The organism is Brevibacillus laterosporus DSM 25 (assembly GCF_002706795.1).
GTDB classification, from domain to species: Bacteria; Bacillota; Bacilli; order Brevibacillales; family Brevibacillaceae; genus Brevibacillus_B; species Brevibacillus_B laterosporus.
On the sequence record NZ_CP017705.1, the window covers coordinates 484,045 to 510,511 of the forward strand.

Annotated in this window: 26 protein-coding genes; 14 read left to right on the forward strand and 12 right to left on the reverse strand. The window is 40.5% G+C overall.

From position 1 onward, the window contains the following. Positions 1-805 precede the first annotated feature (805 nt). From BrL25_RS02300 to BrL25_RS02315, 4 genes are all read left to right on the forward strand, one after another. Positions 806-2,011, forward strand: a complete 1,206-nt coding sequence (locus tag BrL25_RS02300; protein ID WP_018671742.1) for a S8 family peptidase — start codon at positions 806-808, stop codon at positions 2,009-2,011. A 267-nt stretch (positions 2,012-2,278) separates the two neighbouring features. Then, the gene (locus BrL25_RS02305) at positions 2,279-2,605 is read left to right on the forward strand and encodes a PadR family transcriptional regulator (RefSeq protein WP_018671743.1); all 327 of its coding nucleotides are present in this window, start codon (positions 2,279-2,281) and stop codon (positions 2,603-2,605) included. Further along, positions 2,602-3,438, forward strand: coding sequence for a permease prefix domain 1-containing protein (locus BrL25_RS02310; RefSeq protein ID WP_018671744.1), 837 nt, complete (start codon positions 2,602-2,604; stop codon positions 3,436-3,438). Before BrL25_RS02305 ends, BrL25_RS02310 begins: the two co-directional genes overlap by 4 nt. Before the next feature lie 25 nt (positions 3,439-3,463). After that, positions 3,464-4,513 (forward strand): TolB family protein, encoded by a 1,050-nt coding sequence (locus tag BrL25_RS02315; protein ID WP_018671745.1) that lies wholly within the window; start codon positions 3,464-3,466, stop codon positions 4,511-4,513. An 8-nt stretch (positions 4,514-4,521) separates the two neighbouring features. On the opposite strand, the gene BrL25_RS02320 is transcribed toward BrL25_RS02315, so the two are convergent. Further along, on the reverse strand, positions 4,522-5,148 hold the full coding sequence (locus BrL25_RS02320) for a hypothetical protein (RefSeq protein WP_018671746.1): 627 nt from the start codon (positions 5,146-5,148) through the stop codon (positions 4,522-4,524). Positions 5,149-5,595: 447 nt separating this feature from the next. Between BrL25_RS02320 and BrL25_RS02325 the strand changes: the two genes are divergently transcribed. The 4 genes from BrL25_RS02325 to BrL25_RS02340 all read left to right on the forward strand — a co-directional run bounded on the left by BrL25_RS02325 (position 5,596) and on the right by BrL25_RS02340 (position 8,402). Continuing rightward, positions 5,596-6,222, forward strand: a complete 627-nt coding sequence (locus BrL25_RS02325) for a stage II sporulation protein M (RefSeq protein ID WP_018671747.1) — start codon at positions 5,596-5,598, stop codon at positions 6,220-6,222. A 73-nt stretch (positions 6,223-6,295) separates the two neighbouring features. Then, complete coding sequence (locus tag BrL25_RS02330; RefSeq protein ID WP_018671748.1) at positions 6,296-6,682, forward strand: DUF2500 domain-containing protein; 387 nt, start codon at positions 6,296-6,298, stop codon at positions 6,680-6,682. 289 nt (positions 6,683-6,971) lie between these two features. Continuing rightward, positions 6,972-7,613 (forward strand): GTP pyrophosphokinase, encoded by a 642-nt coding sequence (locus BrL25_RS02335; RefSeq protein ID WP_018671749.1) that lies wholly within the window; start codon positions 6,972-6,974, stop codon positions 7,611-7,613. 171 nt (positions 7,614-7,784) lie between these two features. Further along, positions 7,785-8,402 carry an ImmA/IrrE family metallo-endopeptidase gene (locus BrL25_RS02340; protein ID WP_018671750.1) on the forward strand — a complete coding sequence of 206 codons (618 nt, stop codon included), beginning with the start codon at positions 7,785-7,787 and terminating at the stop codon, positions 8,400-8,402. Positions 8,403-8,742: 340 nt separating this feature from the next. On the opposite strand, the gene BrL25_RS02345 is transcribed toward BrL25_RS02340, so the two are convergent. Both BrL25_RS02345 and BrL25_RS02350 read right to left on the reverse strand, forming a co-directional pair. Next, entirely contained in the window at positions 8,743-9,024 is a 282-nt protein-coding gene (locus tag BrL25_RS02345; RefSeq protein ID WP_003341509.1) for a hypothetical protein, read from the reverse strand. Between the two features lie 266 nt (positions 9,025-9,290). Continuing rightward, a complete protein-coding gene (locus BrL25_RS02350; RefSeq protein ID WP_018671751.1) occupies positions 9,291-9,641 on the reverse strand; it encodes a YolD-like family protein in 351 nt (116 codons plus the stop codon). A 132-nt stretch (positions 9,642-9,773) separates the two neighbouring features. On the opposite strand from BrL25_RS02350, the gene BrL25_RS02355 reads away from it, so the two are divergent. After that, complete coding sequence (locus BrL25_RS02355; RefSeq protein WP_018671752.1) at positions 9,774-10,220, forward strand: MarR family winged helix-turn-helix transcriptional regulator; 447 nt, start codon at positions 9,774-9,776, stop codon at positions 10,218-10,220. Between the two features lie 12 nt (positions 10,221-10,232). Next, the gene (locus tag BrL25_RS02360; RefSeq protein ID WP_018671753.1) at positions 10,233-11,501 is read left to right on the forward strand and encodes an MFS transporter; all 1,269 of its coding nucleotides are present in this window, start codon (positions 10,233-10,235) and stop codon (positions 11,499-11,501) included. 46 nt (positions 11,502-11,547) lie between these two features. On the opposite strand, the gene BrL25_RS02365 is transcribed toward BrL25_RS02360, so the two are convergent. Together BrL25_RS02365 and dinB are read right to left on the reverse strand one after the other, a co-directional pair. Then, positions 11,548-11,967 (reverse strand): YhjD family protein, encoded by a 420-nt coding sequence (locus BrL25_RS02365; protein WP_018671754.1) that lies wholly within the window; start codon positions 11,965-11,967, stop codon positions 11,548-11,550. Further along, the gene (gene dinB, locus BrL25_RS02370; protein ID WP_051088590.1) at positions 11,964-13,166 is read right to left on the reverse strand and encodes a DNA polymerase IV; all 1,203 of its coding nucleotides are present in this window, start codon (positions 13,164-13,166) and stop codon (positions 11,964-11,966) included. The genes BrL25_RS02365 and dinB overlap by 4 nt, the downstream gene beginning before the upstream one ends. Positions 13,167-13,449: 283 nt before the next feature. Here dinB and BrL25_RS02375 point away from each other — a divergent pair, with 283 nt between their 5' ends. The 3 genes from BrL25_RS02375 to BrL25_RS02390 all read left to right on the forward strand — a co-directional run bounded on the left by BrL25_RS02375 (position 13,450) and on the right by BrL25_RS02390 (position 16,181). Continuing rightward, positions 13,450-13,989, forward strand: a complete 540-nt coding sequence (locus BrL25_RS02375) for a MarR family winged helix-turn-helix transcriptional regulator (RefSeq protein ID WP_026315161.1) — start codon at positions 13,450-13,452, stop codon at positions 13,987-13,989. A 184-nt stretch (positions 13,990-14,173) separates the two neighbouring features. Then, positions 14,174-15,223, forward strand: a complete 1,050-nt coding sequence (locus tag BrL25_RS02380) for a YncE family protein (protein ID WP_018671757.1) — start codon at positions 14,174-14,176, stop codon at positions 15,221-15,223. 292 nt (positions 15,224-15,515) lie between these two features. Further along, positions 15,516-16,181 carry an MBL fold metallo-hydrolase gene (locus BrL25_RS02390; protein ID WP_018671759.1) on the forward strand — a complete coding sequence of 222 codons (666 nt, stop codon included), beginning with the start codon at positions 15,516-15,518 and terminating at the stop codon, positions 16,179-16,181. 258 nt (positions 16,182-16,439) lie between these two features. Here BrL25_RS02390 and BrL25_RS02395 read toward each other — a convergent pair whose 3' ends face one another. Then, the gene (locus BrL25_RS02395) at positions 16,440-16,871 is read right to left on the reverse strand and encodes a hypothetical protein (protein ID WP_018671760.1); all 432 of its coding nucleotides are present in this window, start codon (positions 16,869-16,871) and stop codon (positions 16,440-16,442) included. A gap of 273 nt (positions 16,872-17,144) precedes the next feature. On the opposite strand from BrL25_RS02395, the gene BrL25_RS02400 reads away from it, so the two are divergent. Next, positions 17,145-18,431: a hypothetical protein gene (locus BrL25_RS02400; RefSeq protein ID WP_018671761.1), complete on the forward strand. Its 1,287-nt coding sequence runs from the start codon at positions 17,145-17,147 to the stop codon at positions 18,429-18,431. A 271-nt stretch (positions 18,432-18,702) separates the two neighbouring features. Here BrL25_RS02400 and recG read toward each other — a convergent pair whose 3' ends face one another. The 6 genes from recG to BrL25_RS02430 all read right to left on the reverse strand — a co-directional run bounded on the left by recG (position 18,703) and on the right by BrL25_RS02430 (position 26,281). Further along, complete coding sequence (gene recG / locus BrL25_RS02405) at positions 18,703-20,757, reverse strand: ATP-dependent DNA helicase RecG (protein WP_018671762.1); 2,055 nt, start codon at positions 20,755-20,757, stop codon at positions 18,703-18,705. Next, positions 20,750-21,640, reverse strand: a complete 891-nt coding sequence (sdaAA, locus tag BrL25_RS02410) for an L-serine ammonia-lyase, iron-sulfur-dependent, subunit alpha (protein WP_018671763.1) — start codon at positions 21,638-21,640, stop codon at positions 20,750-20,752. Before sdaAA ends, recG begins: the two co-directional genes overlap by 8 nt. Before the next feature lie 98 nt (positions 21,641-21,738). Continuing rightward, on the reverse strand, positions 21,739-22,404 hold the full coding sequence (sdaAB, locus tag BrL25_RS02415) for an L-serine ammonia-lyase, iron-sulfur-dependent subunit beta (protein ID WP_026315162.1): 666 nt from the start codon (positions 22,402-22,404) through the stop codon (positions 21,739-21,741). A 92-nt stretch (positions 22,405-22,496) separates the two neighbouring features. Next, positions 22,497-23,654, reverse strand: coding sequence for a Ger(x)C family spore germination protein (locus BrL25_RS02420; RefSeq protein WP_018671765.1), 1,158 nt, complete (start codon positions 23,652-23,654; stop codon positions 22,497-22,499). Then, positions 23,638-24,747 (reverse strand): GerAB/ArcD/ProY family transporter, encoded by a 1,110-nt coding sequence (locus tag BrL25_RS02425; protein WP_018671766.1) that lies wholly within the window; start codon positions 24,745-24,747, stop codon positions 23,638-23,640. Before BrL25_RS02425 ends, BrL25_RS02420 begins: the two co-directional genes overlap by 17 nt. After that, positions 24,731-26,281 carry a spore germination protein gene (locus BrL25_RS02430; RefSeq protein WP_018671767.1) on the reverse strand — a complete coding sequence of 517 codons (1,551 nt, stop codon included), beginning with the start codon at positions 26,279-26,281 and terminating at the stop codon, positions 24,731-24,733. Before BrL25_RS02430 ends, BrL25_RS02425 begins: the two co-directional genes overlap by 17 nt. Positions 26,282-26,467: the final 186 nt, after the last annotated feature.

A 26,467-nucleotide genomic window follows, 5' to 3' on the forward strand; every position in this document is an offset into this window, starting at 1 on the left:
AGCTCCTCACTTGACCACAGAGGCTCTTTCCTCTCACAAACAAAGTGAGAAAAGTGCGAGCTATAGCCTCCAGAACGGCAAACAAGATGAGGTACTAATCATGTTTTTTTACCGTTTCTTACCTATGATAGTCTACTAAGAAAAACACCGGCTGAATATATATAGATTCGTTAAACGAAGAACCTCACAGATTTTACATGGAAGTCTCTGACAATGGAACAGGAAAAATCCTATCGTTGTCCGAAGCTGATCCATCTCCCACTTTCATCAGGCGTCAGCATGACATATATTGATTTGTTGGATAATCATGCACCATACAATCTGAATCGTTACAGCAATTCAGGACATCCTTTATTTGATACTAGCCATCGTGAATGGAAAGTAAATAATAACCTGATTTTTCTAAAATTTACAATTTATGTTTTTTAGATCCACTGACGCACTGCTCGCTCTAATATTTTTTGATTATTCCATAAATTTATTTCAACGAATTCAGTCCATTTTTTCTTTATTTCCCTAACATGTTACTAAATTGTTTCTACAGTCCGAGGTTGCTTACGAATATAGCTTGTCCTAATATAAACGGATATATCAAACTTTTATATGTGTTTATTTATTTTTTTACAGAAAAGCAAGGCCTACCTTAAAATAATAATGAATTTGATTGTTATTTTAAAATTAACATTCTGACATAAAATGATATTTTTAGACATTTTTTGTCGATAAGTTATATATTGTGTTTTTTCGTAATTTTCGTATAATTTAGACTAGTAACAAAATATTTTAAAAGGAGATGTTGTTAAAAATGAAGAAATCACTAAAAGTCCTATCTCTTTGCACCGCGTTAGCCACTATCTTACCTATCAATGTTTTCGCTTCAATGACTGAAAAAGTTGAGCATCAAGTACAAACCGCTGATGCTCCCGCAACAGGTGAATTTAAAGATGACGAAATATTGGTAAAATTTAAACACACACTAGAACCTATTAACACAGAACAAATTCATTCTACTTTAGGTGCTGAAGAAGTAGAGGAGTTGGGCAATGGAAAGTCAGAGTGGCAACTAGTAAAAGTTCCAGATGGACAAGCTGAGGATTTCAAACAAAAGTATTTAGCTGATCCAAACGTAGAATCCGTTGAATACAACATGCTGTATCATGTAGATTACACACCAAACGATCCTCTAATCAGTAGCCAATGGCACCACAACAAAATTAACTCATATGGTGCATGGGATATTATTAAAGGGTCCCAAAAGAAAATAGCTATCTTAGATACTGGTGTTCAATTAGACCATCCTGATCTAAAAAATAGCCTATTATCTGGTAAGAGCTTTGTCCCTGGTGTAACTTCTCCTAATGATGACCATGGTCATGGTACGCACTGCGCAGGTCTAGCTGCAGCTATCGGTGACAATGGTATTGGGGTTAGCGGTGTTGATGGTTCAGCTAAAATTATTCCGGTAAAGGTTCTAAATGCTCAAGGTTCAGGCTACACGGCTGACATCATCAATGGTGTAACATGGGCTACTGATAATGGAGCTGACATCATCTCTATGTCACTTGGTGGGGGTTCTTTCCAACAATCTTTCCAAGATGCCATTAACTATGCTTGGGGCAAAAACAAAATCATCGTAGCTGCCGCAGGTAACAACGGATCCTCCTCTCTTACCTACCCAGCTGCCTACAACAACGTACTTGCTGTAGCAGCTACTGATTCTAATGATGGACTTGCTTATTTCTCCAACTACGGAAAATGGGTTGACATTGCTGCTCCTGGTGTATCTGTATACTCCACTTACAAAAACAGTGGCTACACCAATATGTCTGGTACGTCCATGGCTACTCCAGTTGCGGTATCTGTTCTAGCATTAACTTGGGGTAAACAACCTGGTGCTACAAACCAACAAATCGTTGATCGTGTACTATCTACAGCTGATCAAACACCTGTTACAGGCTCTAGCTACCTAAATGGTCGCGTAAATGCATACAAAGCAGTTAACGGATTTTAATTAACTGCACAACGTGATCTACTAATGGAAGCTAATCCTCTGTCTTTGAACAATCTGTTACTTCCAAAACACAGCTAGATGGGAGCGAACCAACAGCATGGCGACAAGCAATCAAGCTGAATGTTTGATCTAAAACAGCCCTATTACTGGATGGTATTACGCCATTCCAAGAAAGGGCTGTTTTCATTATGAATAAATTACATACATCGTATTGCAATACAAGATACATCGTTATACAATGTAAAAAAATAAAAGGGGCTGAGCTTATTGGATAAGGAACTAATGAAAGGAAGCATCGACATTTTGTTACTCTCTTTAATTTCTGAACGTGATATGTACGGTTATGAAATCACAAAAGAATTAAAGGAAAAAAGTGATAATTTGTATCACATGAGTGAGGGTACTCTTTATCCGGCCTTAAATCGACTACATAAAAAAGGATGGGTCACCTCGTATTGGGGAGACAATGAGGCTCAAGGAAGACGCAAATATTATCAAATTACAGATGCTGGCATAGAGGAATTACAGCGGAAAGTATCGGAGTGGAACACGATTCACTCACTGGTGAGTAAGGTATCCAAGGGTTTTGTATGAATCGAATGGAAGAGTATGTCTCCTCTATTTTATCACATGGAGAATTTAGTGAGCAGGATCGAATTGAGCTAGCAGAAGAGTTTCTGGACCATCTGCACCAATTACAACGTGATTATCTGCAAGCTGGTTATTCACCTGAGGAGGCTGAACAGTTAGCCATTCGTGATTTTGGTGGTGAGCAGGAGATTGGTGAAGAATTACAAGAATCCCAAGCTCCGCATTATCGTCTATTGTTATTGCTTGTGGGAGCAGGCTCCATTTTATTCACCATTCTTCATTACTTATACGCCCTGTTTATTTTACAGGCATATATTCCTCTCCCTATGGTAATTGGAATGCTACTTGGTAGTTCATTACTTTGGTTCTATTGGAATCCAGAGCATATTTTCCTGCGCAAACTTTTGATCAGCACGATTCTCATTTTACTCACTCTACTCTTTTTGTATTGGTCATATGTCGCTTTTTTAGGAACAAAATGGATGCGTAATCTATTGTTGGCTAACACTGCTTTATTACTTCTTCTCTCTTGGCTTACACTCCTGATGACGGCTTGGAAAAAACCTTTACACTTAGCCCTCTCGGAGCGTAAACAAAGAAACGTAATTCATACAGCAAATGTAACCTTACTGTTAGTATTGCTATATCCGATTATAAAATGGTCAAGTGGTATTCTATTTTTCGGCTGGATTTTCACTATTTTTCCTATATGTTTTCTCCTCGGATGGGCCTGTCTCTATTGGCTTCAGTACAAGTTAATTGGTAGAATGCCATTTCTAGGATTGCTCTTCGGGGTTTTCTCTGCTGTTTTTGTCGGCTTTCTTTGTTCTTTCTAACGAAAAAATACAAGAGGTGATATAAATGAACAAAAAAACGCGCAATTGGTTATTTTTAGGGATTGCATTTTGTCTAACAATCGGTCTTTGGGCGACAGGTTCTCTGTATGCATCTACCACTGGAATGGATGCGGGAAAAACAGGTTTGGAAGCAGGGGTTGATATTGCTCCCGATGACTCTCGGTTGCTATTTTCCTACTCCGTGAATGGGGTAGCTAGTCTTTATACAGCAAATCCAGATGGAACAGACGTCAAAAAGCTAGCAAGTCTTTCTGGTCATTCTTTGTTTCAGCCCGTCTACTCAAGCGATGGGAAAAAGATCCTTACTCTGGCTCGACGTACAGAAGCAGAAAAAAAGACCACTGAACAAGCACTTTACGTTATGAATGCAGATGGCTCTGAACTACATCTTTTATCTGAGCCTGATGAGCTGATCACGGACGCCGTTTTTACTCCTGATAATCAAACAATCTATTATTTAAAAGCTGGAGTATTTAAAAACTACTCTCCAATCGCTTCTAAACGCCCTCATGAATATGATCTTTTTTCTATTAATGTACAGGGGAAGAACAAACGACAAATTACACATGATAAAGAATATCAGATGACAGACTTGTCAGTATCATCAGACGGACAAAAGTTATTCTTCACCAAATTTACAAATTCATCTGACAAGCGCGACTTTAGTCAAGATAAACTGTCACTATTTGCTACCGATCCTCAAGGAAAGACACTGGCTAGCTATTTACCAGTAAACGATGCACTTGGAACACCTGAGATGTATGACGTTCATTTTTCACCAGATGAGAAGCAGATTTCCTTTGTGGCTGTTTCACTTGCTTCATCAAACAAAACGTATGAATACGAATTGTTCACCATGGATCTAGAAACCAAACAAGCCAAGCAAATCACCACTTTACAAAAACATGCTAATTCACCTGTCTATTTTCATAAACAGAACAAGCTACTTTTCTTAGAGGATATTGGCTGGCCTGCTGAACCCTCTTATCAGCTTAGAACAGTGAACACAGACGGCTCTAATTTGCAAACGTTACAGATCGTTCTGCCAAAATAAAAACTCTTTCACCAAAGGACTGGACTTGAAATGCTGCCTCCCCCTATTCTTTCCGGTTCATCGGTTGGAATTGTTTGAGCTAGACGGATTTGAAACGGCATTTCAAAAATCTCTTCTGCACGTGGTTGAATCACATACTCTGCTCGCAACGGTTCCGACTGAATATAGTTATCATCGAATAGACGAAACGGCATATCTATTGAGAAATGGACTTCTTTACCACCATAATTTTTGATACGAAATTGGCAGCTTCCTTTAACCAATCCATCTGATTCCTTTTGGTAGTGACAGGAGCTTCTTTTCTTCTCATAATCGAGAGCGTAGACACCAGTGGCAATAAAATATTGAAAACCACCTACAAGAAGGTATGTTGCTACTGGTACAGCAATCCATAGTGTCAAAATTGTTTTACCTGTCCCGTATTCTTTCAGGAAAAGAGCAAGTACGAAGAAAAATAATAATAAAAGCAATATACCATCTACATGAAATGTCTCTATTCTGGTAGGAATTCCTATCTGCTGTAAAAGGCGGTATAGGAGCGTGGTGTTATGTGGAAAGGAGGCTTTCAGAAGAAGAAACAAAGATAAACTAATCCAAGCCGCCCAGCGTAGTTTTTGATTTTTTTGATTGATCAAAGAAACACTCCTTTCTCTTGGCTTGGACTGTAAGCTTAAAATTGTGACGTTTTAAGCTTACATTCTAGGTGGAGAAGGCTTTGTTCCTTTCATTTTACCATTGTTTTCCCAATCATGACATCATCTTCTGCCTTTCTTTTTCATAGAAAAATATTTTTTAGGTGCTTTGCCTAGCTTTACATCCTTATAAAACCAGAACGATATTTCGTACCATAGGAATTCATGCTCGACGTGTTCTTAAATTTACTTGGATGGTAATATAAATAATATCGTTATAAATCTTTAGGAAAGGAAAATAAGATCCACACCCACGAATCATGTAGAGCTTTACAGAACTGAGGTGAGCATTGACCATGCTATTTACCTATTATTGTTTCGTTCATGATTGTAGGTGTACATAACCAAGTAGACAAACCATTATTCTTAACTGATAAGGGGAGAAGTGCTATGCTACGTGATTTGTATGCCCAAGAATGGGAACATTTCCGTCAAGATTACAAGAAAAGTTTTTGGACTATTATGCTGGTATCCTTAGTCATCGCTGTTGTTTTTTATATGCTCATTGTAAAAAATCCGCAAACGGTCAAAGAGCTGTTGGCAACACTCGCTCAAGCCTTTGAAGCAAAAGGGATCAAGTCAGGCGGTACATCCACATATTTTTTCTGGACTATTTTTAAAAATAATGTTCAAGCGACCTTCCTATCTGTCTTAGTCGGAATTATTCCGCTGATTATTTTACCTGCTTTCTCAGCGATCATCACAATTAGCACGATTAGTATTTTACTTGCTTCCGTTGCTATTCAGAATCAACCTTGGATAAATATCTTAGTTTACGGAATCCTCCCCCACGGTATTATTGAGATGATTGCTATCTTTTTAAGTGGGAGTGTTGGTATTTTTCTTAGTCTTACTGTATTTCGCCGTTTATTTTCACGCAATCGCCATCATTATTCCGTTAAAAAAGCCATCATCCAGTCACTTAAAACCTATATTTTGGTCATTTTACCGCTTGTGTTACTTGCAGCACTTATTGAAGGCTATGTGACACCTATTCTAATTCACAAGGTGGTATAAACTGTAAAAAACTGATACTTATGCTATAATACAAGTGAATATTCTCTATTTTTGTAATTAGGAGGATTCCACTTTGTTCTTTTCTAATCCGCTCGAGCCTGGATCACCCATGTTTGGTTTCATGTTCTCTTTTATGTCTAACGTTATTCCTGTTATTGTGATTGGTGGCTTTATTTTCGTTTTTGGTCGTGCCCTATTTATTTGGACGAAAAATAATAATTCTCCTGTCGAAAATAAACAAGCTCATATTATTTCAAAGCGTCTTCAAGTGTCTGGTCGCTCTGAAAATCATGCTTCTCACACCTCATATTATGTCACATTTGAATTGGAGAATGGCGAGCGCAAAGAATTTCAATTGACTGGACCGCAATATGGGCTGTTAGTCGAAGGAGACCATGGTATTATTTCTTATCAAGGAACACGATTTAAAGGCTTTCAGCGTCAAACTACTTCGGCTTAATCATTCATCTTACATTGATAACACATGAAGTTGTTATTGCTTCTACGTAAAAATATTGTTTAAATGATGGAGACCGTTGTTTACCAAGGGCCGAGAGCCGTTTCGTTTGAAATGATGTCATATATCCTTTTCTGACGTTGCTGTTTTCGATCAGCAACGTCCTTTTTCGCCGCTTACATATTTCTCCCACAACCATCAGGTACAATAAAGTTAATATTGCTCACCATGCCATGCCTTGAACTGCATTCAGGCTTAGCGTCAAAGTCACAGAAATACAAGGAGCGTACCTATGCTAGAAAATATGGATGTTTGGAAAAACATGGCCTTTCATTATCAATTCGCTTTACGTGAATTGGAAACGAAGATCATGATTGTGAATACAGAATGGAAATTGCAAGATGGATACTCCCCTATTGAACATATCAAAACACGTTTAAAAGAGCCGGCTAGTATCATGAAAAAGCTGGAGCGTAAACGATTGCCAAAGACTTTAGAAAGCGTGCGAGACAAGCTGTTTGATGTAGCTGGTGTTCGGATCGTTTGTGCCTTTGTTGAAGACATCTATCGCATTGCGGACCATTTTAAACAACGAGAAGATTTGCGTCTTGTAGAGATCAAAGATTACATAGCCTCTCCAAAACCAAATGGCTATCAAAGCTTGCATCTCATCGTTCAGGTCCCTCTCGTCTTAAATGAAGGAATACAATGGGTAAACGCAGAAATTCAACTACGGACCTTAGCCATGGATTTCTGGGCCAGCCTAGAGCATATTTTGTTTTATAAGTACGATAAACAAGTACCACCTTATGTCTTGCATGAATTGACTGAAGCAGCTGAAGCAGCCAATAGCCTAGACCAGAAAATGTTGAGATTACGCAAAGAAATCTTAAATGGGAAAGAATTTAAAGTAGTTGCGGGAGCCAAAGCATAGCTGTTTCTCCCCATACAAAAAGAAAAAGGATAATTGGATGCGTCCCGTACGCTTGCAATTATCCTTTTTTTTCTTAGATACGATCACAATATAAAATTATGAAGGATATTTCTTTGGAATACGAACAAATATTCTTATTTTTGAGTTATAATTTAGGAGGAGGAGGTTTTCATGAATCTCGAATTATATCAAATGACACCCTTAGAGGAATGGATTACAGCTAGGTATCAACGACATGGATTTCTAGCTCCTGAGGAATTACACCTAGAAGAGATTGCAGAGTTATTTGGAGGCGAAATTGCTTTTACAAGATTACCATCCCACGTAAGATGGTGCGAGAATAGTGGAGACTTTCTGATTTTTTTACATCAGCATTTGTCAGAAGTAGAACGACGAGCCGAATTTTTTCATGAATTATGTCATCCATTGCGCCATTCTGGCAATCAATTGTCATTGCCACCCGCTCTACGTGACTTACAGGAAATGCAAGCAGGGCACTTTCAATTGTACGCAGCTATGCCCTTTTATTTACTTCAAACATTACCTATGCCTACATACGAAAGGGATTGGTTAAACCAGCTAGCTCAAGCTTTTCGCGTACCGATCTCATTGGCGTCCCGACGATGGGAGCAGATCAAACGTCGAATCTGGCTAGCACAAGAACAAGAATGGAGTATGATTATGTATCGGCAAAAACGAAGGCTAGCTCCTGAACTACCTTCTCTGACTCCCGAAACGAAACGCTTGCTTAGCCAATTGCAGCAACAGCTATCGAGGAAACAAAACTAGGCTACTTTGTCATTCATATTTTTTATTCATATTTTTTATTTATATGTAACTAACTTAGTATTTTATTTGGATGTATACATTTTATCAAAAACACGCATGCAGGCTGGCCCATCTGAGTCAGTCTGTTTTCCTTTTTAGGAGTATGTCAACAATCTACAACTCGCTTATGACTAATGTCGGCAGGAGGAAAAGGCGGTCAATAGAGCAGGAATAAAAAGCTCTCTTCCTAAGAAAGAGAGCCCTATGGCAGCTGCATTGGTGTCATTAGTTTCATTTTGTGGGTTTGTGGGTTTCATTGTTTGTGGGTTTCATTGTTTGTTGTTTTTTCGTTTGATCCTTTTTATGATCCGCTAGCGACATCTACTTGCTTTTTTACAATATGATGGCCAATATCTAGGCCTTTTGCTAGCAATTCTTCTTCTGTCAAAACCGTCAGCTGTTGATTTTTTGAAGGCATCGGCATCAATCCACCTAGTGGACTGAGCATGCGGCAGTTGGTATCTGTCTCGATCACGACGTACAAACCTTTCTTTTCCATCTGTTCAATCAGATTCGCCCAGCGCTTCGCATCCATTACTTCCGCGTGCTTGGTTAAAACCATGCCCATCTCTTGTGCTAACATTTGTAATCCCCTTTTGTGCTCACGTGTTTTCGTAAAAATCTCACGTTACATACAATACAGCCAAAACGCTTTCCAATGCAAAATGCATTTTCACGCAAAATTCCAGCGAAAAATCTATAAATTCAGTTGGAAACGTAAAATAGATCGTTCAATCTTGGCGGATCATGATTTTTTGCGTTACTACTCATTTTCTCTCTATTTCCATGATATTTACTCACATTTATTTTATTTTTTTCCTCGATTTATTTTCCGATCCTCACAAATTTTCACCAGATATCCTCCACTTCAGCAGCCAAAATAGTCTGGTAGCTAATCCAAGACACCCCGTTCTGTGTCTGTAGCTTAAGTCGTTGTGACACAGGATCAACATGCAGAGCATGCCCGATAATACGTTGTTCTCCCTTATCATCGTAATAACGCAGTGTCAGCAAACGCTTTTGTTGTAAACCTTGAAATAATATGGCACTAATAGTGGCACGCTCCTCCTCGTCTAAGTCAGGTGGACAGTATCTTTCTTGCTCTGCTTTCATTCGTAAATATAGGTCTCGATGCTCTGGCAAGATAAATCGGCTAGACGCAAAAAGATTTTCTTTCCTGGAAACAGGCTTGTTTTTCATGATTGTCACTGCTTTCTTTTTTCATTTTTCAATGATACTAAAAATTTGTTTCAACTACATATATTTACAAGAATAATTGTCTTACATATAATTGTTGTAGCAAGTATTTTTCCTAAGAAAGGAGGAGCCCCTTTGAGTAAACAAATTGTTTCTGAGGACTCTATCGGCTTTATGCTGGGTCAGACCTACCGCAAGATCGTTTATCTGCTCTCTTCACGCTTAAAGGAATTTGACATTACTACCGAGCAATTTTCACTTTTGTATCAATTGGATAAACAAGACGGTATTAATCAAAAAGAACTAGCACACCGTACATCCAAAGATCAGCCAACAACAACCCGAATTTTAGATGCACTATATAAAAAAGGCTTGATTCACAAAAAAACGTCTGAAAATGATCGTCGTGCTTTTTTGCTTTTCTTAACCGATGCTGGCAAGGAAATGGTCAAACAGACACTCCCCATCGAGCAACAAACGATTCAGGAAGCACTCCACAACATCTCGGATGCTGATCTAGCGTTTATGAAACAGCTTTTACAACAAATGAGTGAGAATGCTCAAAAACAGATAGAGTCTTAGGAGTGGTACGTTTTGATAGGAGAACAAGAGAAACTTTGGTCCAAAAAATTTATACTGTTAACAGTCTGTAATCTGTTGTTATTTCTTAACTTACAAATGATCCTTCCCGCTTTCCCGGCCTATGTCAAAGAGACCTTCTATGCTACTGATTTTACGATCAGTCTAGTAACAAGTCTCTTTGCCTTGTCTGCCATTGTGACGCGGTTATTCGCAGGGGAACTCTTGAAGCGGGGGAAGATCTCTTTCCTACTATTCACAGGATTAGTAATTGCTGCCCTCTCTACAGCCGGATACTATTGGTGTGGAACTATTGCCGTCTTGCTTGTTATGCGCGTTTGTTATGGAATTGGCTTTGGGATGTCTAGTACCACCTTTCCCACAATGGTTTCTCATGTCATACCAATTCGCCGTATGGGAGAAGGTATGGGTTACTTCGGTCTATCTACCAGCCTAGCTATGTCTATTGCGCCGATGATTGGATTATGGGTGTTAGCAACGTATGGCTTTGGTGCATTGACCGCCTCTTCTACCCTGTTGATTTTATTGATTTTTCCTTTGCTGTACCTTGTTTTACCTAAGCAAGAATCAGTTGCAGCTGGAAATGCTGAGCCTACTATGCCAACAGATGCTAAGGCGTCCATTACGCAATCGGTGCGAGAATCCGTGCCATCCAATAGTCGCTCTCCCTTTCTGGATAAGAACGTCTTGCTTCCCTGTTTGCTAAATCTTTTGCTATCAGTTACTTATGGAGGTTTACTTAGCTTTTTGGCCTTATTTGGAAAGGAAATACAAATTGACAATGTAGGTAACTTCTTTTTGTTTAATGCCTTAGCTATTCTGTGTATTCGTCCTCTATCCGGCAAGATTTTTGACCAAAAAGGGCATGTATCCGTTCTGATTCCTGGTGCTTTGTTCGTAATCGCTGGTCTACTTGCTCTCTCCTTCACGACTGGTATGATAGGTTTGATTTGTTCGGCTGTGTTGTATGGATTAGGCTACGGAACCTTGCAACCCTCCATGCAGGCTTGGATCATTAAGGAAGTAAGCCCAGATAAGCGAGGAATGGCTAATGCTGCTTTTCTCAACTCCATTGACTTAGGAGTTGCCATCGGTTCTATGTTGCTCGGCGTAGTAGCATCGAGTGCCAATTATGCAATCATGTATCGCATCTCTGCTTTAGCTATGGTTACCTATTTGCTCGTTTATTTGTTCTTTTTAATGACACGTGGAAAGCGCATGAAAAGAGAGCTAGCTAAGCATGCTGAGAACGTAAAGATTTAACCGTAGAGAGTAAGAGCATGCAGGTAGATGGTAGTAGCATACAGGTTCATATCAATCTTTGGTTTTTAACCAAGCCCCTGCTTGTGCTACCTTTTCCTACATCATCTGGTTGCTTCTCTCCCGTCAGCCATTGTTGGACACGTGCCTGACATTCTGCCCGTAATAATTCGGGGGAATAGCGTAGCTCGTGTACATAGCCGTTGAGCCTAACCTGTACTCGATATAAGCCCCCTTTGGTCTGTGTGCCAATCACTTCGCATCCTCTGTCTAGTAGGGCTCTGCGCAGATAATGATGTCTACGCTCTGCCCAACGAGACAGGTGATCCAATAAATGAACATAGGAGAGAGACAATGGAATCTGTCGCAAAGTCTGCTGGTCCACCATCGCTACTTTAAACAACAAACCAAATAAAATAGATTCGCGCACATGCTCCTGCCACTCAAGTGGAACGGCTGGCTGACTCATTTATAGTGCCCCCCAATCTTGTGTGCCCTCTCCTTCACTTGACCAGCCGAGAGTATCGATACTGCGCGTATAATCGCATCATTGCCAAAGCGAGATCGAATGCCATCCATGGTGTAGGCAAGAGATCGCTTTTTCATTTTGTCTTCAAATAAACTAAGCTGGCAAACATCATCTGGTGTCAATTGTCCAATGTGAACGCCCACGCTACGTACCGGGGAATGCTCCCAATGACGCTCAAACAATTCTAAGACAACTGCATAAATCGTCATCACATCGTTGGTTGGCTCTGGCATTTTCATCTGTCGAAAAAAACCTGTCGGCACGTCAAAATCCGCTCCTCGGCATCCTACAGCTACGACCCCGCCCATTAGTTGCTTGCTTCTAGCTCTTCTACACACTTCTTCACATAACTCCAACAAAACCACCTTAATCTCTTCTGCTGTATGATAGTCACGTGGTAATGTCATATGATGACCAACCCCCTTCTGAACATCATGCGCCTTAACCGATACAGGTGACTCATCAATGCCATGTGCAGTCCGCCAGAGCACTTCTCCATTTACTCCAAAACGTTTAATCATGACATCAAGCGATGTTTCTGCTAACTGGCCAATCTTGTACATACCCATCCGATGAAGATGACGTTTCATCCGTGAACCTACGCCAAACAGCTTTTCGATGGGTAACTGCCACAGCGTATCAGATAGCCTCTCTTTTTTGAGCCAAAAAATCCCATCCCCTTGCTTTTTAGCCATATCGCAAGCCATTTTAGCCAAAACCTTATTTTCGCCAATTCCTACTCGGCAGACTACTCCTGTCTCCATGAGAACACGCTGTCTAATCTTAGTCGCAATCGCCTCTGGATCATTCCCAAATAATCGCAAGCTACCCGTAATATCGAGAAACTGTTCGTCAATCGAGAAAGGCTCCACTAAGTCGGTAAAGGATTCAAAGATAGTCGTAATTTGCGCTGCTACCTCCAAATAACGTTGCATGCGGGGGCGTACTACCACAAGATGTCGGCATTTTTGTTCAGCTTTCCACAAGGGTTCTGCTGTGGTCACACCATATGCTTTCGCTAACGAACAAGCAGCTAGTACCACACCGCTCCGCCTCTTTGGATCACCAGCCACCACGACAGCTTGATCACGAAGTTCTGGATTAGCCGCTTTCTCAACGCTTGCGTAAAAGCTTTGCATATCAATTAGAAAAATCACCCGCTTCTTGTGCACCTCAAACACTCCTATCGAACGTATATTCTCGTCGAATAGTATACCAAACACTTGTTCTTATTTATACTATGAACCAGAAGGTAATTTTATACAGTGATCAAGTGCATCGGGATAAAAAATATCATTTACCATATAATTGCATTTATTTGAAATTAATGCTATGATAGCAACATTCTAATTAGCCTACCTAACTATATGGATATGTAGTCTCAAAAGGAGCACGCTCATGAAAAAAGACCACTCAGAAGCAATGATATCGAATAATGAATCCCTGTCCATGCAAATAGGAGCATACGAAGAGCTAATAAAGCAGACGATATCGAAGGACACGGACCCTATGCTAGCTAAGCTTGGATTAATCACACTATGGGTATCCGATAATGTATTAGATGCCATAGATATAGACTTGGCCCCTCTGGGAATCTCGGAAAGTAAATTAGGCTTCTTGTTGTTATTTATTTTAGATCAAAAAAACGAGAAAGAAGCTAGTATGAGTCCATCAGCTATAGCTGATCGGTTGGGGATCGAACGAGCTTCCGTCACAAGCATACTCGATTGGATGGAAAAACGAGGATTGATAATACGCGATCACCACCCACAAGATCGCAGACGATTAATCATTAAGATCACGGAAAAAGGAAGAGAGATTACGTTTCGCTCGTTACCGATTTTCTGGTCCTCTTGTGCCTCTTTAGTGGAGGAATTTACCAAAGAAGAATGTCGAGTTTTAGAGAAAGTCCTAACGAAAATGCATGAAAGTACAAGGGCAAAGCTAAAGAAAGATAGATAGAGAGATAAATAAATGAATCATACAGCTCCCTTATTTTTTTCTCTATATAGTTAGATAACCTTATTATATGGATAGTTAATTATATGAAAGGAGGTGATGTCCTCTAGTAGATCTCTATTACACTGTTTTCCAAGCTGAACTTTTTAAAAACATGAACGTTACACAAACAAGGAGGTCAATCGTAATGAACGTTACTAAAAATCAGGCTATTTTATCAGTCGTTAGCTCAAACGGTCGCAATATTCATTTTTTTGATGCAAAAACATACGAAAAGGTAGGGAAAGTAACATCTCCTATTCCTGAACCACATGAGGTGTGTATTGATTCTAGACGTCAACTGTTATATGTAAGCATTACCTACCGTTCTGGAATTTATGGTCATGCGAAAGAAAACGGTCATGAAATCCTGGTTATCGATATCCCTACTTTTACCTTACTGGATACAATTGATATATCACCCGAGTTTGCTCCTCATGGATTAGCTTTTGATGAGCGCAACGACTTATTGTATGCCAGTGTAGAATCAAATGGTGGGGGCGTTATCGTTATTCATCCTGATACGCGACAAGTCCTCAATCGGATATCTACTGGGGCAAAAGGCTCTCATTGGTTTGTGATTCATCCAGAAGGTACAAAAGGATATTCCGCTAATAAAGAAGCGCCATTTATTTCTGTTTTAGACTTACGTAAAAAAGAGCTAATGAAGAAAATTTCTATTCCATTTGGTAGTGAAGAGCTGGCCATTTCGCCTAACGGTCACCGAGTTTATGTCCCTTTCCCAAGTCTCTCAAGTGATCATAAAAACGAACAGCCTACCCTTAGTATGATTGATACAGAAACAGATGTCATTATCAAAACGATAGCCTTTTCCGATATCATTCATCCTGTTCATGTGACAATTGACGGGAAGGTTTTACTCGGCCATCTACGCTATCAAGAAAAACCTTCAGCTATTACGAAGGACATCGTTGATTCAGTACCAGGATATGTATCGATTCTCGACGGGGAAACATTACAAGTCTTAGGCACGGTCGAAATAGATTTATTTCCTCTCAACATTCGCTCCTCCTCTGACGGAACCATTGGATATGTTTCCAATTTTAAATCAGGCACAGTAAGTGTATTAGATTTGATTCATTACAAGAAAATTCATACGCTTAAACTAGATCAGCAAGATCAGTCTGTTCCTTCTATACATCCAAATGCTCATGGTATCGCCTATATAGAAATATAGAATGATGTAATAAAGGAAAGCTAACGATGTGTATATGACACAGTTATCTTTCCTTTGCTACTTCCTGTATACCAATAAAAGAATTCATTTAGCTGTTATTTTTTCGTTACCTTTTTGTTACTTTTTTGAACATTATGGAAACTATACGGAAATCTATATTTCACCAGATATTCAAGCAATGAGCACCCAAGAGGCAAAAGAGAGCGATTTATAGAGAAGATGTTGACAACAACTAAACCTACAGAATAATATTATTTTGCGTAAAAATTTTGTTTTACGGAGGCCCGATATTATGGAAATTTCAAAGGGAGTAGAAATGCTTCATCTAGATTTTCATGGGAATATTATTCACCCAATTCTTTTGTGGGATCGAGAAATGGCTGTTTTAATAGACACAGGATTCCCAGGGCAAATTGAAGATTTACGCGTGGCCATGGAAAAGGTAGAAGTGTCGTTCGACAAACTAAAAGTTGTGATTTTGACGCATCAGGATGTGGATCATATAGGCAGTCTTCCTGAGATTTTGCAGGAGTGTGGTAATAATGTTAAAGTTTATGCACACGAACTGGATAAGCCGTATATTCAGGGGGAGATACCGCTTTTAAAAGACGGGCACCTTGAGAATCCCCCGAAAGGCAAAGTGGACGATACCTTGATTGACGGTCAGGAACTGCCGTTTTGCGGCGGGATTCGCGTCATCCATACTCCTGGGCATACTCCCGGGCATATCAGCCTTTATTTAAGACAAAGTAAGACTCTCATTGCCGGGGATTCGATGTACAGTGTAAACGGGATTCTGGGGGGAATTCATGTCCCGACCACACCGGATATGAATGCAGCTCGTCTCTCTTTAAAAAAGTATGTAGACCTCGACATTGCATCCGTGGTTTGTTATCACGGGGGATTAAGTAATGTAAATGGTAATGATCAAATATTAGGACTTAGCCAAGGATTATAAAGTTAAAGTTTCAGCGGATTATCTTTTGGTGAAACGATGTTGTTACGCTAACGGGGATCGATATTTCAAATAAACCAAAGCCAGTCTATCACTTCATTTTCGTGTTACGACTGGCTTTTTCTGTAGGGAGATTGATTAGTCTAATACTTTATTTTCTCTGAACACTGGAGCTTTCTGACTGCCATTGTTGTATACACAAAAATACCCTAGCCTATCAAGTAAAAACCAGTCTACCCCTCTTTTAGGTTTAGACTGGTTCTATGTTTGAAGTAATCTTTTTTGTAAAAGCTCATGAGCTTCATACTCTTCCTCTCGTGAGGATAGCGCTGCCTGCAAAGCACCAAAGAAGTGGGAAACGTGCCGATAACAGGCACCAAGATCACCCATACAGGAGCGTTTAGCTGATACTATATCCACTGTGCTCTTGCCTGTAAACAACGGGTAAACGGAGATAACCACATCATATTGATGAAACCACTCTATGGTCTCTACCATGATTTCACCTCGTTCCAGATCTAAATGAATGATCTTCCACTTGGGTAAATAGTGTTCTAAAGTCCAAAGCACAATCGGTACTAACTCAGACTGATCCATCTCAAAATAACGCGTGGCTAGCATGGGGTCCCAAGCCTGTTCATATGTTTCTTCCTGGTTTTCCCACAAGCCAGTGATGATGCGCAAAAAAGACATGCTGCCCTGCTCCTCTTTCCTCGTGCTGTAGATACTAAGAATCATCATAGTGAAAAAAGAATCTTTCGCCAACTCTTTCCTTGAAATGACGAAACTTTGCCATAATTAAAAACGCTTTCATCCTATAATGGTAACGAACAACTATTCATTTTTCATTTTATCCTTTACTATAAGCATTTGCCTTAGAAAATTCCCCCACCATTTGACTCTATGTACGTTTCCCGTGAAACCATCCCGACCAAATTACGTAACTTACTATAGAGGTGATCAAAAGTGGATAAACGAGTGCAAGAGATTATTACTGCTACAAATGAAAAATTTGGTCTGCATACGTATCACTTACATACGAGCCGTTTATATGCAACGGCGGATACTATTCGTGGTACAACCTATCAATTAAGCATGGAATGGTTTGTAAACGGGGTGACAGAACGTACTGAGGATGATTTGAATCCACCCGGTACAGCCGTAATCGAATATGATATTAGCTCTAAGCGCTTTACCAGTGTCATTTTTGTCGGAGGAGAAAATTTTTCCACAAGCTCCACACGCTTCTCAACGTATTCAGAAATAATAGAGTGGGTAGAAACAGAAACAGGACTTCGTCATGAAGAGCAGTTCATTCTAAATGATCGGACACAGCCCTCAACCACCTACAATTTTACAGCCTGCCATAATGGAGTTCCTTTCTCCCCAGGTGGAATGATTACGGTAGAACATAATGATAAAGGACAGCTTATTTCTTTTTCAGTAAGTGGATCGTTTCCTACAAAAGAAATGATAAAAGAAGAGCCCTATACAATTGTCCTAGATGAAGATGTAATACAAATCGCAAACGAACAGGTTAGCTTACTCGATTTCCCTTCAACAGAGCAAAACAAATGGATACCGGCTTATGCGCTCGAAGAAATTTATATAACCAATGATTTATCAACAACCTATCCTTTTGAAGTTATAGTAGATAATCGGTTTCGATTGAATATCGACCATGTTTTTCAATGGGACACACCATTAACGCTTACGTATGAGGGACAAGAACTTACCCTGTTTCAGAACCAAGCGGAAGTGTCAGCCGAGCAAGCATTTGCTAACGAACCACATCCAGATATGTTACCAATTACACAGGCTGAGCAGCAGCGAGCCATTCAGGCAATCTCCGACTTTTTACGTTCTATGTATCCAACAGAGTCAGGACGCTGGAAACTAACCTATCTGTACCGGCAAAATAGCTATATCCAGGCAATACTCCGACCTGTTTCTAGCACCAAAGTGATATCAGCTAAAATCACCTTATTCTTAGACCCGAAACAACTGCATATCGTCTCCTATTTTGATAATCAGTTCTTTTGGAAAGACGTATATGGAAATCTAGCGCAAGCTGAACCTATAGCAATTGACAAAGAGCTTGCCTTCGAACGGCTTAAACAGCACCTCACTTTAACGCCCATATATGTATTGCATCCAGAGAAAACCCATTATGTATTGTGTGGGAAACTAGATTGTCATTATGGAGTACTGGCAACGAATGGTGAAGTAATTTTGTTAGATTCCATCGACTAGTCAAGGGACCTTGATTTCCTCTACATCGATTGGTTTCTAAACAAAAGATTTTTGTAAATGAACACAAGTACGATCAAAACGACTCATATTTCGTCGTTTTCCACACGAAAACCCCCTCACCCTTCTAAAATCTAGAAGCGGGAGGGGGTTTCTTACATCACAAATCATTGTTCTTATTTATAATCTTTTTCGTCCTATAAGTATAAGACAATACTCAAAATCATCTACATTCGTTATCCCCAAAAAAGAACAAAGAACGCCTTTTGCTTGTCTAATCTAAAACGGTACCATCTAAAATTCCTTGCTCTCGCAAATAGGAGCGCAAATATTCATAAGCAGGCTCTGTCCAAAACTCATCCTTATTGACCATAACCGCTGCTTCCTGGCGAGCTACCTCCAACGCCTTATAGTCGCTGAGTAAATCTGCTACCTTAAAGTCAGGAACCCCGCTCTGCTTGGTTCCAAAGAAATCACCTGGACCACGAAGCTCCAAATCGCGTTGAGATAGTTCAAAACCGTCATTCGTTTCGCACATGACACGCATCCGTTCTTTTCCAACTTCTGATTTAGGATCGGCAATGAGTACACAATATGACTGATCAGCACCACGACCAACACGTCCACGTAACTGATGCAATTGGGCAAGACCAAACCGCTCAGCATCATAGATTACCATAAAGGTTGCATTCGGCACGTTTACCCCAACCTCTACTACGGTCGTCGAAACAAGAATCTGAGTGTTTGCACTAGCAAATGATTGCATGACTTCATCCTTCTCTTTGGACGGCAAACGACCATGCATCAAGCCTACCTGGTACTCCTGAAAATACATACTTAATTGCGCATGCACATCAATCGCATTTTGTACATCTAGCTTGTCGGATTCTTCAATCAAAGGACAGATTACATAGGCTTGGCGACCTTGTGATAGTTCTGCTCGCATCCGTTCTAGCACTTGATGAAACTGCTCATGCTTAGCCCATGAAGTCTCTACTGGTTTACGTCCAGCTGGCATCTCATCGATTACAGAGACATCCATATCGCCAAAAGCCGTGATTGCCAACGTACGTGGGATAGGTGTAGCTGTCATGAATAAGACATCTGGACAAAGTCCCTTGTTACGTAACACACGCCGTTGTTCGACCCCAAAGCGATGCTGCTCGTCTGTTATCACTAGCCCCAGTTTGGAGAAAAATACATCGTCCTGAATGAGTGCATGCGTACCAACTACTACATCCAAGCTTCCTGATTGCAGAGCTTCAAGCAACTCCCGACGTTTTTTCCCTGAAACAGAACCTGATAATAGTGCGATCTGTAGCCCCAATGGCTCTAATAAACTTGTTAATGAATGCAAATGCTGCTCAGCCAAAATTTCTGTGGGCACCATTAAAGCCCCTTGATAACCAGCTTTCACTGTAGCATACAGGGCAATAGCTGCTACCACTGTTTTACCGGAGCCTACATCCCCTTGCAATAAACGATTCATCGCATAGGGGGCCTGCATATCATCTAGCACCTCTTTTACCACACGTTTCTGAGCTCCTGTTAACGGAAACGGTAGGGAACGCACGAATTCTCGCACCAGCTCCAGCGGAATGGCTTGTGCAACCCCCTCTGTCTGTTGACGTGTTATCCGACGAAACGCCTGCATTTTTACTTGAAATAAAAAGAGTTCTTCAAACATAATGCGGCGGCGAGCTTGATGACCTTCTTGTGCATCCCCCGGAAAATGGATCAACTCAATTGCTTCATGACGTGGCAATAAACGATAGCGTTCTACTAGTTCCTGAGGTAAAATTTCCGGAATTAACTTACCGTATTTTTCAAGAGCACGCTGAATGATTTTGCGTAAAAATAAAAGATTAATTCCTGCACTTAGAGGATAAACCGGAACTAGATCATTGCGTTTTTGGGCCCGTGGTGAATCTTTTTGTGTCATTTCACTCACGGTAATTTGTAATTTATGCTTGTCCCACTTTCCTGTAACTACGATCTCTTTACCTGGAGATAACTGCGTTTTAACGTACATTTGGTTAAACCAAACAGCTGTAACCACTACGCGATCCATGACGAGTTTGACACTGATCCGTGATTTCTTTTTGCCAAAAAAGCGAACAGAGGGCTCGCCGTAGACTGTGCCTACAAGAGTAACCCTCTCCTCATGCTTCACTTCAGTTAAATCGCGGATGCGATAATCCTCATAACGCGATGGAAAATACTCTACTAAATCCTTGATGCTGTAGATGCCAAGCGCCTCTAAATCTTTGGCCCGCTCTTCCCCAATTCCATACAGGTTGCTAACAGGCCCGGCTAACAAATCAATCATGCTGATTCACCGGCACACCAAAGATTTTTGCTTCAATTGCACGACCTGTCTTCGTATCAGCCAACCCGCCTTGTGCCGTTTCCTTCAGGGTATTAGGCATACTACATCCGATACGATACATCGCTAAAATTACTTCATCAGTAGGGATCACACTCTTGATGCCCGCCATTGCCATATCAGCAGCTACTGTTGCGATGGCGGCCCCCATTGCATTGCGCTTCACACAAGGAACCTCAACCAAACCAGCCACTGGATCGCAGACCAAACCAAGCATATTCTTCAAAGCGATTGCTACCGCTTGTGCTGATTCCTCTGGTGTACCTCCAGCCATTTCAACGATCGCTGCTGCTGCCATCGCTGTAGCAGATCCTACTTCCGCTTGACAACCACCAGCTGCTCCTGAGATAAAGGCATTGTTAGCAATGCAATATCCAATCGCTCCCGCCGCAAAAAGATAATTCACCATTTGCTCGCGTGTTGGATTTAGCTTTCCAGATACAGCAAACAACGTTCCAGGTACAATTCCACAAGCACCTGCTGTTGGCGTGGCAACAATCGTACCCATCGCTGCGTTCACTTCATTAACAGCTACTGACATACTTACAGCATTGAGTAACGTCTTACCAGATAAAAACGGTTTTTCATTGATATATTGTTGTAGCCTTTTAGCGTCTCCACCAGTCAGACCGCTATGTGAACGAATATCCTCGGTCAATCCCCGTTGCACCGCTTTTTCCATCACATCCAGATTGCGATACATTTCTTCCATAATAGACTCACGAGATCGCTCAGAAAAGTTCATTTCTGCCTCAATCATGATTTGAGAAATGGGTTTCCCTTGTGATTCTGCTAGTTCCACTAGCTCTGCTACATTGCGAAACATAGACCTCAACTCCTTTAGCACTTACCTTCCAGTTCTATCTCCATTCCCATAATGGGTCTTATTTTTCACAAAAATAATCCATCACAAGTAGCTCTAAACTACACCGTTGGCAACAATAATACTCGCTCGATGGACGACAAGTTCTCCATCTCCTGTATCGTCGCCTGATCAACAAGCGTATCTAGCTCAATAATCATAAGAGCTAAACTGCCACGCTCCCGTCGTGATACTTCCATAAAACCAATATTGACACGATGCTCAGCCAAAATCTCTGACACCTTAGCAATCATGCCGAAACGATCCTCATGGAATACCAATAATGTAGGGGCACTAGCTGACAATGTTAATTGGAATCCGTTAATTTCTGTAATTAGCATTTTGCCCCCGCCAATAGAAATTCCAACAATCTCCACATTATCATGCTCATCTGAGAGCTTAATTCGAGACGTATTAGGATGCTCCGTCTGTAGCTCTGAGGTGGTGAGGATAACTTCAATTCCAAAGTCTTTTGCTATTTGGATAGAATCTTTCAATCGTAAATCACTTGTATCAAAATCAAGGATTCCTGCCACAGTCGCTACATCAGAACCATGACCTTGATAGGTTTTTGCAAAAGAACCATAGAACGTGATTTCTGCCTTTTTTGGTTGCTTCCCGAATAAAGTGCGAGCAACACGTCCAATTCGAGCCGCTCCGGCTGTATGTGAACTGGATGGACCAACCATTACGGGTCCAATGATATCGAAAACGCTTTTAAATTTCATTTGAGCAGCCCTCGCTCTCCCAAAAATCTCGTACATCTTATTGTATCGTAGGTTAGGGAAATCGGCTACTTCTAAAAGCACACGTTACTCATCTATTGGATTACTCCTCGGCTTTCTATATTAATAGTTGGCAGGATATTCACCCGTGCTTTTGAAAATTCAGCAGGCCACTGATCTTGAATTTTCTTCCAATGGGGATACTGATACGCTCTTGCATGCCACCCAAACCCAAATGGGTCCAATTTTTTCTGTTGTACCTTTGTTATGAGTGTCTCTATTTCACCTTTCATTTTGTTGCGAATGATATGTGCCAGTTTGTCCTTTTCTTTCTCTAAATCAATCAGGATCGTTCGTTCAATGACACGTACCTTCATTTCTAGATGAACCGTAAAAACAAATTGATTATCTTGGTAGGAGGTTTCTATCTTTGGCCGTATCTGTTGAATGTTAATCGTAACAAAGCCTTCTTTTTTTTCTTTACCTGAAGACTGTTCTTGTGAAAACGAAGCTGTAGGAACTGATACTGTATAAGAGATCGGAGCATTAGCCTTTCGTTGCAACATTAATAGGTACAGATTCTCTCGACGGTTTAAAGATAATTGCTGTTTGCCTGCTTTGTCCAAGAGAGCCGTTCCCAATACCACAATCCCATTCTTATCTTTTTTCACCTCCATGATCGCTGGCGTGATTCCCTTGTCATACAGTAAAGTATGAAATTCTTGGAGGGTGGTTTCTATTCCTTGATTAAGCTTGGCGCTATTTTGAAGAGATTCCGTAATATAGCGAGGCAGGATAGATTTATCCTCAAAATTACTATTCACAAGATCAGACATGGACCCTTTTACCGCCGCCATCACCATATTCGCTACATTTTTAGAATCACGAAAGGACACGTCCAAAGAGGGAGCAATTCCCTCATGTAAAAGTGCTTCACCGAACAGCAAGACTTGTATTTTGCCGACAACTACCTGACCCTCTGCTACACTGTTGAACACGTCCTTCGCTTGTCGAATAGTATGTGCTTTTGCTCCATAGACAGCGTATTTTTTTTTAGCATCTTTATTAAAGACAGGACTCATTTCATAGACTAGCATTTGCTTGTCAGGGGCCCTATCCATTGCATAAATCAGCGCTAAATTAATATCCTCCACCAGGAGCTGATCCCCACAGCCACTTAAGCCTAATAAACAGGCACATGCACCGAAGAAGCCCAGAAGCTGAGATACTTTACTTTTACCCTGTTTTTTCATTCAATTGTCGCCCCCTCCATCGGCCAACCAGCATGGTATACAATAAAAAGAGTACTGGAAACAAATATACTAGGAAGTAACCCATCCATTGCCATGAATCCTTCCAAAACGTAATATCTGTATACGACGGTTGATAAAAGAGATAACTGAGCGCATATGCCAGCAGGAGAACGTATGGTACATGCCAATCTGGTTTATGAAACAAATGCGCAATATTCTCCATCGCAAAGAAAAAGTATGGAATTACAGACGTAGAAAATATAAAGATATAGAAGGAAAGATAGATGATCTCAAAACGTTCAAGAAAAGAAAATCTGACCGGCTTGACCAAAGTAAGTGTAGGCCAAATAAATGTTGAGATTTCATCAGGACTAAAAAAGGTAAAACAACTAAACGTAATTTGCAAGTAAACCAGTAGCGTGATTGTATTTGCAATAATTATTCCTTTGACCGCATGCTTTTTATTCTCCAAATAAGGATAGAACAAAAATACCCATTCAAAACCGAGGAACGCTAATACCGTTACTTTCACCCCATGTAGAATGGGTAGCCATCCCTCCTTCAATACTGGTAGCAAGAACGTAAGATGACCATGCTTCAGCGAAAACAGTAAAATTAGGGGCATCCACAACGTAAAGAAAAATACGAACACCTGATATCGGCAAATCAGTCTGACTCCTCCCCGTAGGGCTATGTATGTGCAAAGGAGGAAGAGAGCCACAATCAGAAATGTCATCGTATTAGGTAATACCCATTCTTTTATAATGTAGATGCTGGTATAAAAGATCGTGACAGCCCCAAGCAAGGAATATAGAATCCAGACCACCATGATTGATTTACCAAAAAAAGAACCTAAATAGTAAATCAACACATCAAGCATCGTTTTATTTGGGTGTTTAGACATAATCCCGATAATGCAAAGACTAATTAGAATCGTAAACAGATATCCGATAATAATAGAAATCCAGCCATCTGTACCGGTTACACGAGCCAAATCTGCCGGGAGACTTAGGATACTACTACCTACCTCAATCCCACTGATCGTAAAAATAAATTGCAGGAGAGAAATTTTTCGATCAGTCAGTTTTTTCATGATGCCCTCCCTCCCCTCCGTCATTCTCTCCATGCCGATCAACTTGCTTGGGTTTGAGCTCTATTGGCCGTTTCTTCATCATCCACATCGGTAAACGAAGGAAGGTATCCTTTAGCTCTGAGAAATGCATTGGTGAAAAGGAGGATCCATATGGTATACCCAATGATTCTAGTGAGAGAAGATGCAAAATTAGCAGGATAAGTCCCCAAATGATACCCACCATGCCAAATAAAGAAGCAACCACCATCATAGGAAAACGAATCATACGAACTCCAGCCGACATTTCTAAATTCGGAATGATAAATGAAGCAATCGCTGTCAGGGCAACTACAATCACCATGATATTACTAACCAGCCCAGCCGATACAGCAGCTTGACCAATAACGATACCGCCTACGATACCAATGGTTTGCCCAATGGGAGCTGGTAAGCGTAATCCGGCTTCGCGTAGCATTTCCAGTACCAACTCCATAATAAATGCCTCAAGGATTGGCGGGAGTGGCACTCTTTCACGCGATTCTCCAATCGTTAACAACAAGGAGAGCGGTATTAATTCGTAATGAAACGATACGGTAGCAATATAGATCGCAGGAGCCAAAATCGCGATAAAAAAAGCAAGAAAACGCAATAAGCGAATAAAAGAAGCAACGATCCATCGAACGCTATAATCGTCTACGGTTTGAAAATAGGAAAAAAAGGTCATTGGAGCCACTAACACACCTGGTGAGCGATCCATGACTATGACGACTCTACCTTGTAAAATATGAGAAGAAGCCGTATCCGGACGTTCCGTCATAGAGAATTGAGGAAAAGGGGTAAATGCCTGATCCTCCAGATATCCTTCTAGTTCCCCAGTATTTAAAACAATATCAACTTTAATCGATTTTAATCTTGTTTCAAGCTCTTCTAAAATACGTGGATTTGTCACATCTTCCAGATACAAGAGTGATACTTTTACTCCGCCGCGTTCCCCAATAGTATGTTCCTTCACCTTCAACTCACTGCTAGGAATGTAGCGTCGAATCATAGCAATATTGGCATTTGCTGTCTCAATAAATCCCTGGTGAGCACTTTTAATAGCTGATTCAATCTGCGGTTCCTGTATAGCACGTTGTGGCCACCCTTGTGCTTCAATAAGAAAAGCATGTGAAAACCCATCCATAAATATAATGCAGCAACCATGAAACAAGGATTCCTCAATCTCAGCCCATAAATTAATTTGTTTGATTTTGCCTACAGATAATACGGATTCCATTTGTTCGGGATATACGGATTCTGTAACCAATAAGGGATGAACAATATCTCGATTCAAAATGGTTTTATCTATCAAACCATCTAAATAAACCAAAAGCGCCTTCTCTCCTGTTTTTAAAGGGATCTCGCGCATGGTCAAATCCGGAATTCCAGAGAATATCGTCTCTAATTTAGTCAGATTGGTATACATAGAAGCGTCGATACAGGTAGAATCTGAAGTCCCGCTTCCTCCTGTTTTCCGTCCCTCTCTGGTTGTCCAATATCGTTGGAAGAATGACATGACCTCACCTTTTTATTCAATGTGAACCTCTACGTTCCAGCTTATTATTGCAATCTGTATATGTATGGTTTGCCAAAAAGGGAGTAGAGATTCTCTTATGAAAGGAAAAAAGAATGTTGGACTATTCTGTCACTTAGGTAAGCAACGTGACAACCATTGATTGATAAAAGATTGTCACGTTAACGT